This window comes from Mycolicibacterium neworleansense (genome assembly GCF_001245615.1).
Lineage (GTDB): Bacteria > Actinomycetota > Actinomycetes > Mycobacteriales > Mycobacteriaceae > Mycobacterium > Mycobacterium neworleansense.
In genome coordinates this window covers 761,202-774,939 of sequence record NZ_CWKH01000003.1, presented here as the reverse complement: position 1 = coordinate 774,939, position 13,738 = coordinate 761,202, and the positions used below count along the sequence as shown (strand labels likewise).

The 13,738-nt window shown below is 67.1% G+C and carries 14 protein-coding genes and 1 pseudogene; 7 read left to right on the top strand and 8 right to left on the bottom strand.

Features of this window, described 5'->3' with window-relative positions; translation table 11 throughout:
• Positions 1–178: 178 nt before the first annotated feature.
• Complete coding sequence (locus tag BN2156_RS28315; protein ID WP_090518243.1) at positions 179–1,390, top strand: acetyl-CoA C-acetyltransferase; 1,212 nt, start codon at positions 179–181, stop codon at positions 1,388–1,390.
• A gap of 15 nt (positions 1,391–1,405) precedes the next feature.
• On the top strand, positions 1,406–3,553 hold the full coding sequence (locus tag BN2156_RS28310; RefSeq protein ID WP_090518242.1) for a 3-hydroxyacyl-CoA dehydrogenase NAD-binding domain-containing protein: 2,148 nt from the start codon (positions 1,406–1,408) through the stop codon (positions 3,551–3,553).
• 116 nt (positions 3,554–3,669) lie between these two features.
• Here BN2156_RS28310 and BN2156_RS28305 read toward each other — a convergent pair whose 3' ends face one another.
• From BN2156_RS28305 to BN2156_RS28295, 3 genes are read right to left on the bottom strand one after another with little or no spacing between them, the layout of a single operon-like run.
• Entirely contained in the window at positions 3,670–4,116 is a 447-nt protein-coding gene (locus tag BN2156_RS28305; RefSeq protein WP_210436724.1) for a TIGR03618 family F420-dependent PPOX class oxidoreductase, read from the bottom strand.
• 12 nt (positions 4,117–4,128) lie between these two features.
• Positions 4,129–4,551 carry a PPOX class F420-dependent oxidoreductase gene (locus BN2156_RS28300; RefSeq protein WP_090518241.1) on the bottom strand — a complete coding sequence of 141 codons (423 nt, stop codon included), beginning with the start codon at positions 4,549–4,551 and terminating at the stop codon, positions 4,129–4,131.
• Between the two features lie 9 nt (positions 4,552–4,560).
• The gene (locus BN2156_RS28295) at positions 4,561–5,754 is read right to left on the bottom strand and encodes an FAD-dependent monooxygenase (RefSeq protein ID WP_090518240.1); all 1,194 of its coding nucleotides are present in this window, start codon (positions 5,752–5,754) and stop codon (positions 4,561–4,563) included.
• A 76-nt stretch (positions 5,755–5,830) separates the two neighbouring features.
• Between BN2156_RS28295 and BN2156_RS28290 the strand changes: the two genes are divergently transcribed.
• Both BN2156_RS28290 and BN2156_RS28285 read left to right on the top strand, forming a co-directional pair.
• Entirely contained in the window at positions 5,831–6,376 is a 546-nt protein-coding gene (locus BN2156_RS28290; RefSeq protein WP_090518239.1) for a TetR/AcrR family transcriptional regulator, read from the top strand.
• Between the two features lie 22 nt (positions 6,377–6,398).
• Complete coding sequence (locus BN2156_RS28285; protein ID WP_235625527.1) at positions 6,399–8,270, top strand: S9 family peptidase; 1,872 nt, start codon at positions 6,399–6,401, stop codon at positions 8,268–8,270.
• Between the two features lie 61 nt (positions 8,271–8,331).
• Here the strand turns inward: BN2156_RS28285 and BN2156_RS28280 are convergent, their stop codons facing one another.
• Both BN2156_RS28280 and BN2156_RS28275 read right to left on the bottom strand, forming a co-directional pair.
• Positions 8,332–8,928 carry a class I SAM-dependent methyltransferase gene (locus tag BN2156_RS28280; RefSeq protein WP_090518238.1) on the bottom strand — a complete coding sequence of 199 codons (597 nt, stop codon included), beginning with the start codon at positions 8,926–8,928 and terminating at the stop codon, positions 8,332–8,334.
• A gap of 4 nt (positions 8,929–8,932) precedes the next feature.
• On the bottom strand, positions 8,933–9,358 hold the full coding sequence (locus BN2156_RS28275) for a pyridoxamine 5'-phosphate oxidase family protein (protein ID WP_090518237.1): 426 nt from the start codon (positions 9,356–9,358) through the stop codon (positions 8,933–8,935).
• Between the two features lie 56 nt (positions 9,359–9,414).
• On the opposite strand from BN2156_RS28275, the gene BN2156_RS28270 reads away from it, so the two are divergent.
• Entirely contained in the window at positions 9,415–10,404 is a 990-nt protein-coding gene (locus tag BN2156_RS28270; RefSeq protein WP_090518236.1) for an LLM class F420-dependent oxidoreductase, read from the top strand.
• 117 nt (positions 10,405–10,521) lie between these two features.
• Positions 10,522–10,908, top strand: a complete 387-nt coding sequence (locus BN2156_RS28265; RefSeq protein ID WP_090518235.1) for a hypothetical protein — start codon at positions 10,522–10,524, stop codon at positions 10,906–10,908.
• Here the strand turns inward: BN2156_RS28265 and BN2156_RS28260 are convergent.
• Both BN2156_RS28260 and BN2156_RS28255 read right to left on the bottom strand, forming a co-directional pair.
• Positions 10,905–11,312 carry an SgcJ/EcaC family oxidoreductase gene (locus BN2156_RS28260; RefSeq protein ID WP_235625526.1) on the bottom strand — a complete coding sequence of 136 codons (408 nt, stop codon included), beginning with the start codon at positions 11,310–11,312 and terminating at the stop codon, positions 10,905–10,907. The genes BN2156_RS28265 and BN2156_RS28260 overlap by 4 nt on opposite strands.
• Positions 11,299–12,012: an SDR family NAD(P)-dependent oxidoreductase gene (locus BN2156_RS28255; protein ID WP_090518233.1), complete on the bottom strand. Its 714-nt coding sequence runs from the start codon at positions 12,010–12,012 to the stop codon at positions 11,299–11,301. Before BN2156_RS28255 ends, BN2156_RS28260 begins: the two co-directional genes overlap by 14 nt.
• A 120-nt stretch (positions 12,013–12,132) precedes the next feature.
• On the opposite strand from BN2156_RS28255, the gene BN2156_RS28250 reads away from it, so the two are divergent.
• Positions 12,133–13,065: a LysR family transcriptional regulator gene (locus tag BN2156_RS28250; protein WP_090518620.1), complete on the top strand. Its 933-nt coding sequence runs from the start codon at positions 12,133–12,135 to the stop codon at positions 13,063–13,065.
• 42 nt (positions 13,066–13,107) lie between these two features.
• On the opposite strand, the pseudogene BN2156_RS28245 reads toward BN2156_RS28250, so the two are convergent.
• A pseudogene (locus tag BN2156_RS28245) lies at positions 13,108–13,698 on the bottom strand (YbfB/YjiJ family MFS transporter); the annotation flags it as partial.
• Between the last annotated feature and the right edge of the window lie 40 nt (positions 13,699–13,738).

Genomic DNA, 13,738 nt, shown 5'->3' with positions numbered 1-13,738 from the left:
GTGATCAGTCGCCTGGGTCCGCCGGTGCAGGAGCGCCGGTCAAAGATGATGCTGAGCACAGGCCCAACCAACGGGTTGGGCGAGGCTGATACTCTGCCGTTCAGAGGACTGCCCACATTGGCTGGACGGTTCCACAACCCAACCTGAACCTGGACGCCGATACGGCAGGGGAGCAGACATGTCCGAAGAAGCCTTCATCTACGAGGCGATCCGCACGCCCCGTGGCAAGCAGCGCGGCGGCGCACTCAACGAGATCAAGCCGGTCAACCTGGTTGTCGGCCTGATCGAGGAGATCCGCAGCCGGTACCCCGACCTCGACGAGACGCTGATCAGCGACGTCATCCTGGGCGTGGTGTCCCCCGTCGGCGACCAGGGTGGCGACATCGCCCGCACCGCCGGCCTGGTGGCCAAGCTGCCCGAGACCACCGGTGGTTTCCAGCTCAACCGCTTCTGCGCCTCGGGCCTGGAGGCCGTCAACCTGGCCGCCCAGAAGGTCCGTTCCGGCTGGGACGACCTGGTGCTGGCCGGTGGTGTCGAGTCGATGAGCCGCGTTCCGATGGGCTCCGACGGCGGCGCCTGGGCGTCTGACCCGGAGACCAACTACCGCATCGGCTTCGTCCCGCAGGGCATCGGCGCCGACCTGATCGCCACCATCGAGGGCTTCTCCCGCGACGACGTCGACGCCTACGCGGCGCGGTCGCAGGAGCGGGCCGCGGCGGCTTGGTCCGGCGGCTATTTCGCCAAGTCGGTCATCCCGGTCCGCGACCAGAACGGCCTCGTCGTCCTGGACCATGACGAGCACATGCGCCCCGGAACCACCGCGGCCGACCTGGGCAAGCTGAAGTCCGCTTTCGAGGGCCTGGGCGCGATGGGCGGCTTCGACGACGTGGCGCTGCAGAAGTACCACTACGTCGAGAAGATCAACCACGTCCACACCGGTGGCAACAGCTCGGGCATCGTCGACGGTGCCGGCCTGCTGCTGATCGGCTCCGAGGCAGCCGGCCAGAGCCAGGGCCTGACCCCGCGGGCCCGCATCGTGGCCACCGCCACCAGCGGCGCCGACCCGGTCATCATGCTCACCGGCCCGACCCCGGCCACCCAGAAGGTGCTGGACCGTGCCGGCCTGACCGTCGATGACATCGACCTGTTCGAGCTCAACGAGGCCTTCGCGTCGGTGGTGCTGAAGTTCCAGAAGGATCTGAACATCCCCGACGAGAAGCTCAACGTCAACGGTGGCGCCATCGCGATGGGCCACCCGCTGGGCGCCACCGGCGCCATGATCACCGGAACCATGGTCGACGAGCTCGAGCGTCGTGGCGCTCGGCGTGCCCTGATCACGCTGTGTATCGGCGGCGGCATGGGCGTGGCCACCATCATCGAGCGCGTCTGAGAGGGCTGAACAACAATGGCTGAGAACACCATTCAGTGGGACAAGGATGCCGACGGCATCGTCACCCTGACGTTGGACGACCCGACCGGTTCGGCCAACGTGATGAACGAGCACTACAAGGAATCCATGCACAACGCCGTGGAACGCCTTGTGGCTGAGCAGGATTCGATCACCGGTGTGGTCATCACCAGCGCGAAGAAGACCTTCTTCGCCGGTGGCGACCTCAAGGGCATGATGAACATCGGGCCCGACGACGCCGCCGAGGCGTTCGAGATGGTCGAGACCATCAAGGCCGACCTGCGCAAGCTGGAGACCCTGCCCAAGCCCGTCGTGGCCGCCATCAACGGCGCCGCGCTCGGCGGTGGCCTGGAGATCGCGCTGGCCACCAACCACCGCATCGCCGCCGACGTCAAGGGCAGCCAGATCGGTCTGCCCGAGGTCACCCTGGGCCTGCTGCCCGGCGGTGGCGGCGTGGCCCGCACCGTGCGCATGTTCGGCATCCAGAAGGCCTTCATGGAGGTACTGAGCCAGGGCACCCGGTTCAACCCCTCTAAGGCGAAGGAGACCGGCCTGGTCGACGAGCTGGTCGGTTCGGTTGACGAGCTCATCCCCGCCGCCAAGGCGTGGATCAAGGCCAACCCCGAGGCCCACACCCAGCCGTGGGACGTCAAGGGCTACAAGATCCCCGGTGGCACCCCGTCCAGCCCGGCGCTGGCCGCGATCCTGCCGTCCTTCCCGGCCCTGCTGAAGAAGCAGCTCAAGGGCGCCCCGATGCCCGCACCGCGGGCGATCCTGGATGCCGCTGTCGAGGGTGCGCAGGTCGACTTCGACACCGCGAGCCGCATCGAGAGCCGTTACTTCGTCTCGCTGGTCACCGGCCAGACCGCCAAGAACATGATTCAGGCGTTCTTCCTGGACCTGCAGGCCATCAACGGCGGCGCTTCACGTCCCGAGGGCATCGCCAAGCAGGAGATCAAGAAGATCGGTGTGCTGGGCGCGGGCATGATGGGCGCCGGTATCGCCTACGTGTCGGCCAAGGCCGGCTACGACGTCGTCCTCAAGGACGTCACCATCGAGGCCGCCCAGAAGGGCAAGGCGTACTCGGAGGGCCTGGAGGCCAAGGCGCTCAAGCGTGGGAAGACCACCGAGGAGAAGTCCGCGGCGCTGCTCGCCAAGATCACCCCGACCGCCGATCCGCAGGATCTGGCGGGCGTCGACTTCGTGATCGAGGCCGTGTTCGAGAACCAGGAACTCAAGCACAAGGTGTTCCAGGAGATCGAGGACATCGTCGAGCCCAACGCGCTGCTCGGCTCGAACACCTCCACGCTGCCGATCACCGGTCTGGCGACCGGCGTGAAGCGCCAGGAGGACTTCATCGGGATCCACTTCTTCAGCCCCGTCGACAAGATGCCGCTGGTGGAGATCATCAAGGGCGAGAAGACCTCTGACGAGGCGCTGGCCCGGGTGTTCGACTACACCCTGGCGATCCGCAAGACCCCGATCGTGGTCAACGACAGCCGCGGCTTCTTCACCAGCCGCGTGATCGGCACCTTCGTCAACGAGGCGCTGGCCATGCTGGGCGAGGGCGTCGAGCCCGCGTCGATCGAGCAGGCGGGTTCGCAGGCCGGTTACCCGGCTGCGCCGCTGCAGCTCTCCGACGAGCTCAACCTGGAGCTCATGCACAAGATCGCCGTCGCTACGAAGGAAGGTGTTGAAGCTGCGGGCGGCACCCACGTGCCGCACCCGGCCGAGGCCGTCGTGGAGAAGATGATCGAGCTCGGTCGCCCGTCGCGCCTGAAGGGCGCCGGGTTCTACGAGTACGTCGACGGCAAGCGGACGCAGCTGTGGCCGGGTCTGAAGGAGACCTTCAACTCCGGAAGCTCCTCGATCCCGCTGCAGGACATGATCGACCGCATGCTGTTCGCCGAGGCGCTGGAGACCCAGAAGTGCATCGACGAGGGCGTGCTCACCTCGACCGCTGACGCGAACATCGGCTCGATCATGGGTATCGGCTTCCCGCCGTACACCGGTGGTTCGGCTCAGTTCATCGTCGGCTACCAGGGTGAGCTCGGCGTCGGCAAGGAGGCCTTCGTGGCCCGTGCCAAGGAATTGGCCGCCCGCTACGGCGACCGCTTCCTGCCGCCGGCCTCGCTGGAGTCCTGAGCACCAAACGTCAGAAGCCCCCGGCGCAAGTCGGGGGCTTTTGCGTGCGTGGGTATCGAGATTGCGCTCATGGCTGTTGATTTCGAGATTTCACGACCCTGGGTGCAATTTCGATCTCAGCCGGGGTTCGAGTACACCCGCACCGGCGTGATCAGCACCGCGGCACGGCGCTCCTCACGCATGACGCGGTCATAGGTATCCCAGTCGTCGTGGGTGCCGCCGGCGGCTTCGAAGACGGCACGCAACAACAGCCGCAACGCCTCGGCGTCGGTGCCGGGTTCGGGATCGTCGGGCCCGATGATCCCGGCCGTGCCCTCGACCGTCACCCACTGCCAGCCGGTGCGGGCGACGACGGTGGCCCGCGGATCGGTGCGCAGGTGCCGGAGTTTGAGTGATCCGCCGATCGCCACGAGTGCGACGACCGGATCGCAGGTGCGGGGGTGGGCCATCACGCCGGCGTTGACCACCGAGGATTGGATGCTGCCGTCACCCCGCAGGGTGCTCAGCACGCAGAGCCCGTGATCGCCGGACAGCATCTCGGCGAATGCGGAAACCTCAGCCACGTCGGCTCCTCATCAATCCGCCACGTCGAAGGCGGCGTGCACCTTCGTCGGTTTGACCCGCACCACGAGTTCTCCGGGGACGCCGTTGCGCCGGCCGAATTCCTCGGCGCGGTCGGCGCCCATGTAGCGGCCGCCGATGCGGGTGGCGGTACCGAGCAACTCGTCGGGATCCTCGCTGATCGACGCGACACCCTGAACCTGGACGAACGAGAACGGCGGGGTGTCGTCATGGATGCACAGCACCACCCGCGAATCCCGGGCCAGCGCCCGGCCCTTGGCGGTGTTCTTGCCGGTGTTGAAGACGAGTTCGCCGTCGTCGACCGCGAACCACACCGGCGCCGACAACGGCCGGCCGTCAGTTGCCACCCAGCTCAGCACCGCGGTGCGGGTGCCTTCGGACAGAAAAGCGATCACATCCTCAGAAAGTTCGCCCATGCGGCCACGCTACGCCCAGACGGGCAACGGCATTGTGTCGTAGAGCCGCACGCCTTTGGTGTTGAGCCGGGCGAGCGACTGGATCAGGCCCAGTGGCAGCAGCGAGATCAATCGGCCGGCGCCGACCAGCGTGCGGATGCCCCAATCGGTGGTGGGCACCACGGTTTTCGCGTTCACGCGGGCCAGCTTGCGGCTGCCGACCACCGGCGCGAGCATCGTGCGTTCGTAGGCGGCGAACGCCGCGGCGTGATCGTCACCTGCCCGCACCATCTCGGCGGCCAGGACGTAGGCGCCGTACACCGCGAGGCTGGTGCTGCCACCGACCGCGGGACCGGGGCAGTAGCCCGCGTCGCCGACGAGGGTCACCCGGCCGCGCGACCAGGTCGTCATCTCCAGTTGAGTGATGGCGTCGAAGTAGAAGGTCGGCGTCCGCGGCACCTCGTCGAGCCAGCGGTCCACCTCGGAGCCCATGCGCTCGAACGCGGCGCGCAGTTGCGTCTTTTGACGGTCCACGTCGCGGTAGTCGTAGTCCAGCGGCTCGGTCGGCCGGAAGATGAACACCGCGCGCGCGTCGTCGAGATGGTCGGCGGTGTAGAGCCCGGCCATGTGACCGGGTTTGAAGTAGCCGGTCATCTCACCGTCTTGGGCCAGGTCCTTCGGTACCGACACCACAGAGAGGTATCCGCCGAGGAAGCTCTCGGAAACGTTGTCGCCGAACACCAGACGGCGCACCCCGGAGTGCAGCCCGTCGGCCCCCACCACCACGTCGAATCGCCGGGGTGGGTGCTGCTCGAAGGTCACGTCGCCATCAGGAGAGATCGAGGTGATGGTGTCGCCGAAGAGGTACTCGACGTCGTCGCGGCCGGCCCGGAAGTAGATCTCGCTCAGGTCGTCCCGCATGATCTCCACGTGCCGGTCGGACATGGCCCCGATGATCTTGAGGTAGTCCAGCCGGGCAGGCCGTGCGGCGCCGGGCCGATGGATGATCATCTGCGTGGTGCCGGTGGCGCGCGCCTCGATGTCGGAGAGCACGCCCATGCACTCGGAGATCTCCATGGCGGGCCGGAACAGGTCGACGGCGTGGCCGCCCGTTTTGCGCAGTGCGGGTGAGCGTTCGACCACGGTGACCTCGACTCCGTGTCGCGACAGCCAGTAGGCGAGTACGGGCCCGGCGATGCTGGCGCCGGAGATGAGTACTTTCACGATGCCCCCTTACTTAACGGTCGGTAAGTGCTCCTGTCGTGAGCTTACCTATCGTTAAGTAAGTTAGGGTGGCTACGTGGCCAAGCCTGCTCCGGATACCCGGCAACGCATCCTGGATGTGGCGCGCGAGCTGTTCGCCGAGAAGGGGGTGGTGCGCACCAGCCTGCAGGACATCGCCGACCGTCTCGGCATCACCAAACCCGCGTTGTACTACCACTTCCGGTCGCGTGAAGACCTGGTGCGCAGCATCCTGCAACCGCTCATCGAGGAAGGTGAGGAGTTCATCGCCGAGCAGGAGCGCAAGCGGGGCGCGGCCCGGGCATCGGCGCGAGAACTTCTCGAGGGCTACTTCGATTTTCACTACCGGCACCGTGCCGATCTCATCCTGATCGTGTCCGAGCTGACCACGTTGGTCGATCTGGGGCTGATCGACCAACTGCTGGCCTGGCGGGCCCGGCTCGGTGTGCTGGTGTTCGGGCGACGGCCGACGCTCGAACAGTCCACCCGCGCGGTCATCGCCTTCGGCGGCCTGCAGGACTGCTGCCTGCAGTTCCCCGACACTGGATACGAGCAGCTGCGCACTGCCACCGTCGATGGCGCGATGGCGGCGTTGGGCCTCTGACTGCCGCTACCGTCGAGTGGGCATGATTGATTGCATCGCCGATGACGGGGGGCTGGGAATGTCCGATGGTGTGGGAGACGTGAAACTCATCCCGCTCGAAGTCCTGCTGGGGCAGCCGGAACGGGGCGCGGCGCAGATATCGCCCGACGGCACCCGGCTGTCCTTCATCGCCCCGCTCGACGGAGTGTTGAACGTCTTCGTCGGTGACGCCGGGTCGGGTGTCGAGCGGCCGGTCACCCACGACACCGATCGCGGGATCCAGGGTTATTTCTGGGCGCATGACAATCGCCACCTGATGTACATCCGGGACAAGGACGGCAGTGAGAACTTCCGGCTGTTCGATGTTGATCTGCAGACTGGTGCCGAGCGCGATCTGACGCCGATGGATGACGTGCAGTGCCGGCTCATCGCGCATCGCAAGCGGTTTCCCAACGACGTGCTCGTCGGCATCAACAAGGACAATCCGCAGCTGCACGATGTGTATCACCTCGACCTGACTACCGGTGAGTTGCGCAAGGTCGTCGAGAATCCCGGCTACCTGGGCTGGGTCGTCGACGATGACCTGTTGGTGCGGGGTGCGGCCGCCCCGACCGCCGACGGCGGCCTGATCATCGTGGTGCGTGACGACGAGACGTCTCCGTGGCGGACGCTGCTGGAGGTCGGGCCCGAAGACGCCGAATCCACTGGGCCGGTGGGCTTCACGAAGGACGGCACGGCGATGTACCTGCAGTCCTCGGTCGGTTCGAACACCAGCCGGCTGGTTAGGATGGACATCGAGACCGGCTCGACCGAGGTGATCGCCGAGGACCCCACCTACGACATCGACGGTGTCATCATCCATCCCGACACCCGAGAAATTCAGGGCGTGACGGTGTATGGCGAGCGGCTGGAGTACCGGATTTTCGATGACTCGATTCGGGGCGACATCGAGGCACTTCAGCGGCTGCATCCGGGCGAGTTGGTGATCAGCGACCGCGACGACGCCGACACGACGTGGCTCGTCGCGTTCGACCAGGACTCGGGACCGGTGAAGTTCTACCGCTGGGATCGTGGTTCGCAAACGGCGACATTCCTGTTCGACCACCGGCCGGAGCTCAACGACTACCCGCTGGTGCCGATGGAACCGTTCAGCTACACCGCCCGGGACGGCCTGACGATCCATGGCTACCTGTCATTCCCTCCGGGCGTCGACCGCAGGAATCTGCCCACCGTTCTCGACGTGCACGGCGGGCCGTGGGGCCGTGTCGGCTGGGGCCTCGACCCCGAGGCGCAGTGGCTCGCCAACCGCGGTTACCTGTGTGTGCAGGTGAACTTCCGCGGCTCCAGCGGCTACGGCAAGGATTTTCTCAACGCCGGCAACCGTGAGTGGGCCGCCAAGATGCACGAGGATCTACTGGACGCCATCGATCACCTCGTCGGCCAGGGGATCGTCGACCGGGATCGGGTGGCGATCTACGGCGGCTCCTACGGCGGGTACGCGGCGCTGGTCGGCGCGACCTTCACACCCGACGTGTTCCGCTGCGCGATCTCCATGGTCGGCCCGTCCAACCTCAACACCCTCATCGAGTCGTTCCCCGAGTACTGGAAGCCGATGATCATGCTGTGGCACAAGCGAGTCGGGGAGGATCCGGACTTCCTGTGGTCTCGGTCGCCGCTGTCGCGGGTAGACGCGATCCGGATCCCGATCCTGATCGGCCAGGGTGAGAACGATCCGCGGGTGAAGCGCGCCGAGTCCGAGCAGATCGTGGCGGCCATGGAAGAACGGGGCCTCGACTACGAGTATGCGATGTACGAGAACGAGGGCCACGGTTTCGTCAAACCCGAGAACCGCCTCGACTTCTACCACCGGGCCGACCGGTTCCTGGCCAAGCATCTCGGCGGGCGTGCCGAGTGAGGGTCAGTCGAAGGTGACTACGGCGGCTGGTCCGCCGAACCACGATGGGCTGATGGCTGAGTCAGCCGCTGCGGGCGAACAGATAGTGCCGCGCGCGGTTGTTGCCGTTCTGGTCCAGCGCCGGCTCGTCTCCGCTGGAGAGCAACGTCCAGCCGTCCTTGAACCGGCGCTGGACTTCGTCGAACCCGATGCCGGGCACGCCCATCGCGGCGCCCGGGATGAAGGCCACGATCAGCAGTTGCGCACCGGGGGCGGCCACCGCTCCGACCTCCCGGACGTAGGCATCGCGGTCGGGGGAGCTCATGCCGTGCAGGCAGCCGCTGTCCACGACGAGCTGGAAGCCGGCCCCGATGCCTGATGAACTCAGTTGTGTCACATCGGCTTTGACAAAATTGGCGGGTAGGCCCGCGGCCTTGCGGCGGGCCTTCTTCAATGGTTTGGCCACAAAATCCACGCCGGTGACCTGCCAACCGTGCCGGGCGAGGTACACCGCGTTGTCCCCGGTACCGCAGCCCAGATCGAGCGCGGTCCCGGGGTGCGACCACGGGTGGGTGGTGTTGTCCACGAGTTTCGTCAGACTGTGCGCCAACGGGTGACCGTCCCAGGGCGTGAACCCGAGCCGGTAGAGCCACCGGTACAGCCGCTGACGCGAGCTCATGGGGTCACAGCGAACCCAGGTCAGAGGACAGCCAGTGCTCGGGCTTGAAGAACACCGCGACGCTCTCACCGTGCTCGCGGCGGGCGAACTCCAGGTACGGCTCCACCTTCTCCGGCGCCAGGTAGCGCTTGGTCATCTCGACGAGCTGCTCGTCGGTGCCCGGCTCGATGCGGGTGACCGGACCGTCGACGGCCACATAGCGCACCGTCGGCTCAAGCCGCTCGACCATCAACGTCAGATGGCCGGCCGCCTCGATCAGCCGGTGCTTGCGTGATCCCACTCCGGTCAACACCCACGGCTCCCCACCGGGGGTGTACTGGTACCAGATCGGGACGGTCAGCGGACCGCGCTTGTCGCCGGCGTAGACCGAGAGGGCGGCGATGTGCGGTTCGGCAAGAAACTGTTCGCGTTCATCCTTCGAAAGGGCCATGAATTCCAGGCTAGCCCCGTACCGCGACAGGGGTCGGCGTCGTAGAGTCGGGGTCCATGCGCTTCGGACTCTTCATCCCGCAGGGCTGGCGCCTTGACCTCGTCGACATTCCCACCGAAAACCACTGGCCGGTGATGCGTGACCTGGCTTCCTACGCTGACGCGGGCGACTGGGACTCGCTGTGGGTCTACGACCACTTCCACACCGTTCCGGTGCCGACCGACGAGGCGACGCACGAGGCCTGGTCGTTGATGGCTGCCTATGCTGCCACTACGTCGCGGATCAAGCTGGGCCAGATGTGTACCGCGATGAGCTACCGCAATCCGGCATACCTGGCCAAGATCGCCGCCACCACCGACATCATCTCCGGCGGCCGCGTGCAGATGGGTATCGGCGGCGGCTGGTATGAACACGAGTGGCGGGCCTACGGCTACGGTTTCCCGTCGGCGGGCGTGCGGTTGGGCCGGCTCGACGAGGGTGTCCAGATCATGCGCGACGCCTGGCGCGACGGGCGGGTCAGCTTCGACGGCAAGCACTACCAGGTCGACGGCGCGATCGTCGCACCTAAGCCGTTGCAGGACACCGGTATTCCGTTGTGGATCGCCGGAGGTGGGGAGAAGGTGACGCTGCGCATCGCAGCCAAGTACGCGCAGTACACCAACTTCACCTCCGAGCCCGAGGGCTTTGCCCACAAGTCGCAGGTCCTTGCCGACCATTGCCGCGACGTCGGAACCGACTATGGCGCGATCGTGCGGTCGGCCAACTTCAACGCCGTCATCGGCGACTCGGAGGCCGACGTCGCCGAGCGCGTCGCGCGGTTACGGGCCCGGCAGGCACCCGTGGCAGGGGAGACTGCCGTCGATGCCATGCTCGCCAACGCCACCGCGCCCGAATCGGCAAGCGGTACACCCGAACAGGTCGTCGAGAAGCTGCAGCGGATGCGCGACCTCGGTTGTGAGTACGCGATCCTGTACTTCCCGGAGGCCGCCTATGACCGGTCCGGTATCGAGCTGTTCGAGCAGAAGGTCATCCCCGCACTGAGCTAGGCCCGGGCGCAAAGGCCGTCAAACGTACATCGCATGACGGGCAGATGACCAGAGCCGTTATCTCGGGTTACACCTGTGTCATCGCTGGGAGCCGGGTGGGTGCTCCATGATCCCCACGTGACGCTGATATCACGGGAATTCGGTAGCGGAAGCATCTCCGCACCGACAGTCGGGGCCGATACGGCCGCGGTGCTCAACCCGCTGCCGCGCATGGTTTCGCGCGCGGCCGCCACCCTCGACTGTTCCAGGCCCGTGCACAGCGCTGACGTGGCCCAATCGCGGCTGTTCGAGGACATTCTGATCGACGAGATCGCCGAGCTGAAGGACCTTCTCGCCGCTACCGAACTGCGGTGGCGACGGGTGCGGGAACGCAGCCGGGTGGCGGATGCGCCCGTGCCGGAAGCACTGGTCCGGCTGCACGCGCGTATCGCCGAGGCCGAGCGTCTGCTCGTTCAGCTGCGCAGCCGGTTCGGCTACGACGGAGATTCACTCCGGGTGATTTAATCTCCGGCCCCGTATCGGTGCCCAGGAGGTTGCGGCACCGGGCTGACCTGGTAGTGCGCGATGCGCCAATCGTCGTCGGTGCGGGTCACCACCACGCTGAGGTTGAGGTGCACGGGATCCCGGTCGCGGAACGCGAATTCCGCGACCAGGTATCCCAGCGCCACATCATCGGCGGGCCTGCGGGTTTCCAGGAAGCGGAAATCCACGGTCATGCCCTGCGGCTGGGAGTCGTAGTAGTCGAAGACTCCCTGACGCCCGACGCTGTAGGGCCGCAGGCCCTGGAAGATGGCGTCGGCGGTGAACACGTCGGCCACCCGCTGTGGGTCATGCGTGTCGATGCCGGCTTTCCACTCGTCGAGGGCCGCGCGGACGATGGCCGCCGTGTTCTCCTCAGTGCCCGGCACTTTGGCCTCCGTCCACGTGCAGGATTTCGCCGGTGACGAAGCCGGCCCGCTCCAAGTACAGCACCGCGTCGACCACATCGTCGATATCGCCCATGTGGCCGACCGGGTGCAGGGCCGAGAGGAACGCGTGGGTTTCGGGCGCGTGCATCGGGGTGCGGATGGTGCCGAGTGCGACAGCGTTGGCGCGGATGCCACGGGTGCCGTACTCGACTGCCAGGGCCTTGGTCGCGGCATTCAGCCCGCCCTTGGTCAGGGATGCCAGGGCCGAGGGCACCTGGGAGTTGGCGTGGTCGACGAGGCTCGTGGAGATCGTGACGACGTGACCGCCTTCGCCGTGTGACTCGATGGCGGCGATGCCGGCCCGGGTGAGTTCGAAGAAGCCGCGCTGGTTCACGCCGGTGATGGCGTCGTAGTCGGCGTCGGTGTATTCGGTGAACGGTTTGGCGATGAAGATGCCGGCGTTGTTGACGAGGGTGTCGACGCGGCCGAAGCGCTCGACGGCGGCGTCGATCAGCTGCCTGCCGACGCCGGGCTGCCCGATGTCGCCCGGCACCGCCAGCACCATCGGGTCGTCGCTCTCGCCGATGTTGCGGGAGTTGGCGACGACGGCGTAACCCAGCTTGCGGTAGCCCGCGACCAGGGCCTCGCCGATGCCCTGGGAGGCGCCGGTGATGACTGCGACGTGTGGTGTGGTGCTCATGGGATGGTCTCCTTCGGTTGGTCGGATGCCTGGCTCAACGTGATCGCGGGTGCCGGTGATGTCCGCGCGACGGGACCTGTTGGCTCTCTGCTGGGAGGCTGCGCCTACTACGCTGCAACGGTGGAGCTACGGCAGCTGCGCTATTTCGTCACCGTCGCCGAGGAACTGAACTTCGGCCGGGCGGCCGAGCGCCTGCGGATCGCCGGGCCGTCGCTGTCCCAGCAGATCAAGGCGTTGGAGCGCGATCTCAAGGTCACCCTGTTCGACCGTGACCGCCGGTCGGTGGCGCTGACTCAGGCGGGCAGTTCATTGCTGCCAGAGGCGCGGGCACTCGTGGCGCAGGCGGATGAATTGCGCAGGCGCGCACAAGGTCTGGCGATGTCGGAGCCGGTCCGGATCGGGTATGTGAACTGGTGTCCGACCGATTGGGCCGAGCGGGCCGCCGGGGTGGCCCAGGTACGGGTGGACACCTGGGTCATGCCGTCACACACCCAGGCGGCCCGGGTCTCCGAGGGCAGCCTGGACTTGGCGATCTGCTGGGTTCAGGGTGCCGACCTGGACTCGTTGTCGTTGCAGGCCAGGCTGATCGGGGTGGATCGGCTGTACGCCCTGTCCGCCGGCACCGACGAATCCCCGGTCACTGCACGCGACACCACGGTTCTGATCGATACGGATGCGGCGAGCTGGTCGTCGTGGAATCGCTACGGCGAACAGTTCGCCGCCGCGTTCGGGGCGCCGGTGATGCGTACGGACGACGGCGGCGTGACCGGTCCGACGTTCTTCGAGCATGTCCGGCGGCTGGGCCGTCCCGTCCTCAACAACCCCAAAGGGCAGGATGCACCATTGCCCGCCGGCCTGGTGCGGCGCCCGGTGGTGGCTCCGACACCGTTATGGACGTGGTCGTTGGTCTGGCGTCGTGGCGAGTCCAGCCCGGCCGTGCTCGCCGTGGTCGACGAGTTCACCCGAGGTACAGGCGATCTCGTGCTGGGCGCCCCCGATACCTGGGTGCCGGACGACGATCCGCATCACCCCGGACACTGCCGCGGCGGCTAGCACCACGACCGCACCCACCAGCAGTGCGGGTCCGAAACCGTGGTGCAACAACGGGGCAACCACCAGTGGCCCGAGGATCTGGCCCACCGAGTACCCGGTGGTGAGGAGGGCGACAGCGCGCGGATACCGCAGCAGCCGCCCGGCCGCCAGGGCCAGCGTGCTGACACCGATGAAGGTCCCGCCGAACAGCACGGCGCCAACCAGTGCGGCGGTGACCCCGCCGAGCGCGCCGGCCACGGCGATCCCCACCGCCTGCAGGGCCAGCGCCGCCATCAGCAGCATCGGATGTGACCACCTGCCGCTCAGCGCCGCCCACAGCGCTGCCGACGGCACCGTGGCGAGCCCGACAACCAGCCACGTGCTCCCGCCCAGCCAGGGTGGTGCGCCCTGCGCAACGGCCGCTACCAGGAAGGTGCCGGCGATGATGTATCCGATCCCTTCCAGCGTGTAGCTGGTCAGCAGCAAGGTGAACGCGCCGTGGGGTGGCCGGGCATCGGCGGCCGGCGCGGTTGGGTTGCCGTGCGGGACGCCGGGCATCGACCAGGCGCAGGCGCCCAGCACGACCGCCACCGCCGCGGCGGCCCACCAGGCCACCTTCCAGTCCCCGGCGGCCAGCACCAGCAGCGCGGACAGGGCGATTCCGGCCCCGACCCCGCCGAATCCCCAGCCGGCT

Bases quoted from the DNA above. Each gene is read 5' to 3' on its own strand.
- BN2156_RS28270 (WP_090518236.1), top strand. From the start codon at position 9,415: ATGCGCTTCGGACTCTTCATCCCGCAGGGCTGGCGCCTTGACCTCGTC.
- BN2156_RS28255 (WP_090518233.1), bottom strand. From the start codon at position 12,012: ATGAGCACCACACCACACGTCGCAGTCATCACCGGCGCCTCCCAGGGC.
- BN2156_RS28285 (WP_235625527.1), top strand. From the start codon at position 6,399: ATGATTGATTGCATCGCCGATGACGGGGGGCTGGGAATGTCCGATGGT.
- BN2156_RS28275 (WP_090518237.1), bottom strand. From the start codon at position 9,358: ATGGCCCTTTCGAAGGATGAACGCGAACAGTTTCTTGCCGAACCGCAC.
- BN2156_RS28280 (WP_090518238.1), bottom strand. From the start codon at position 8,928: ATGAGCTCGCGTCAGCGGCTGTACCGGTGGCTCTACCGGCTCGGGTTC.
- BN2156_RS28300 (WP_090518241.1), bottom strand. From the start codon at position 4,551: ATGGGCGAACTTTCTGAGGATGTGATCGCTTTTCTGTCCGAAGGCACC.
- BN2156_RS28310 (WP_090518242.1), top strand. From the start codon at position 1,406: ATGGCTGAGAACACCATTCAGTGGGACAAGGATGCCGACGGCATCGTC.
- BN2156_RS28315 (WP_090518243.1), top strand. From the start codon at position 179: ATGTCCGAAGAAGCCTTCATCTACGAGGCGATCCGCACGCCCCGTGGC.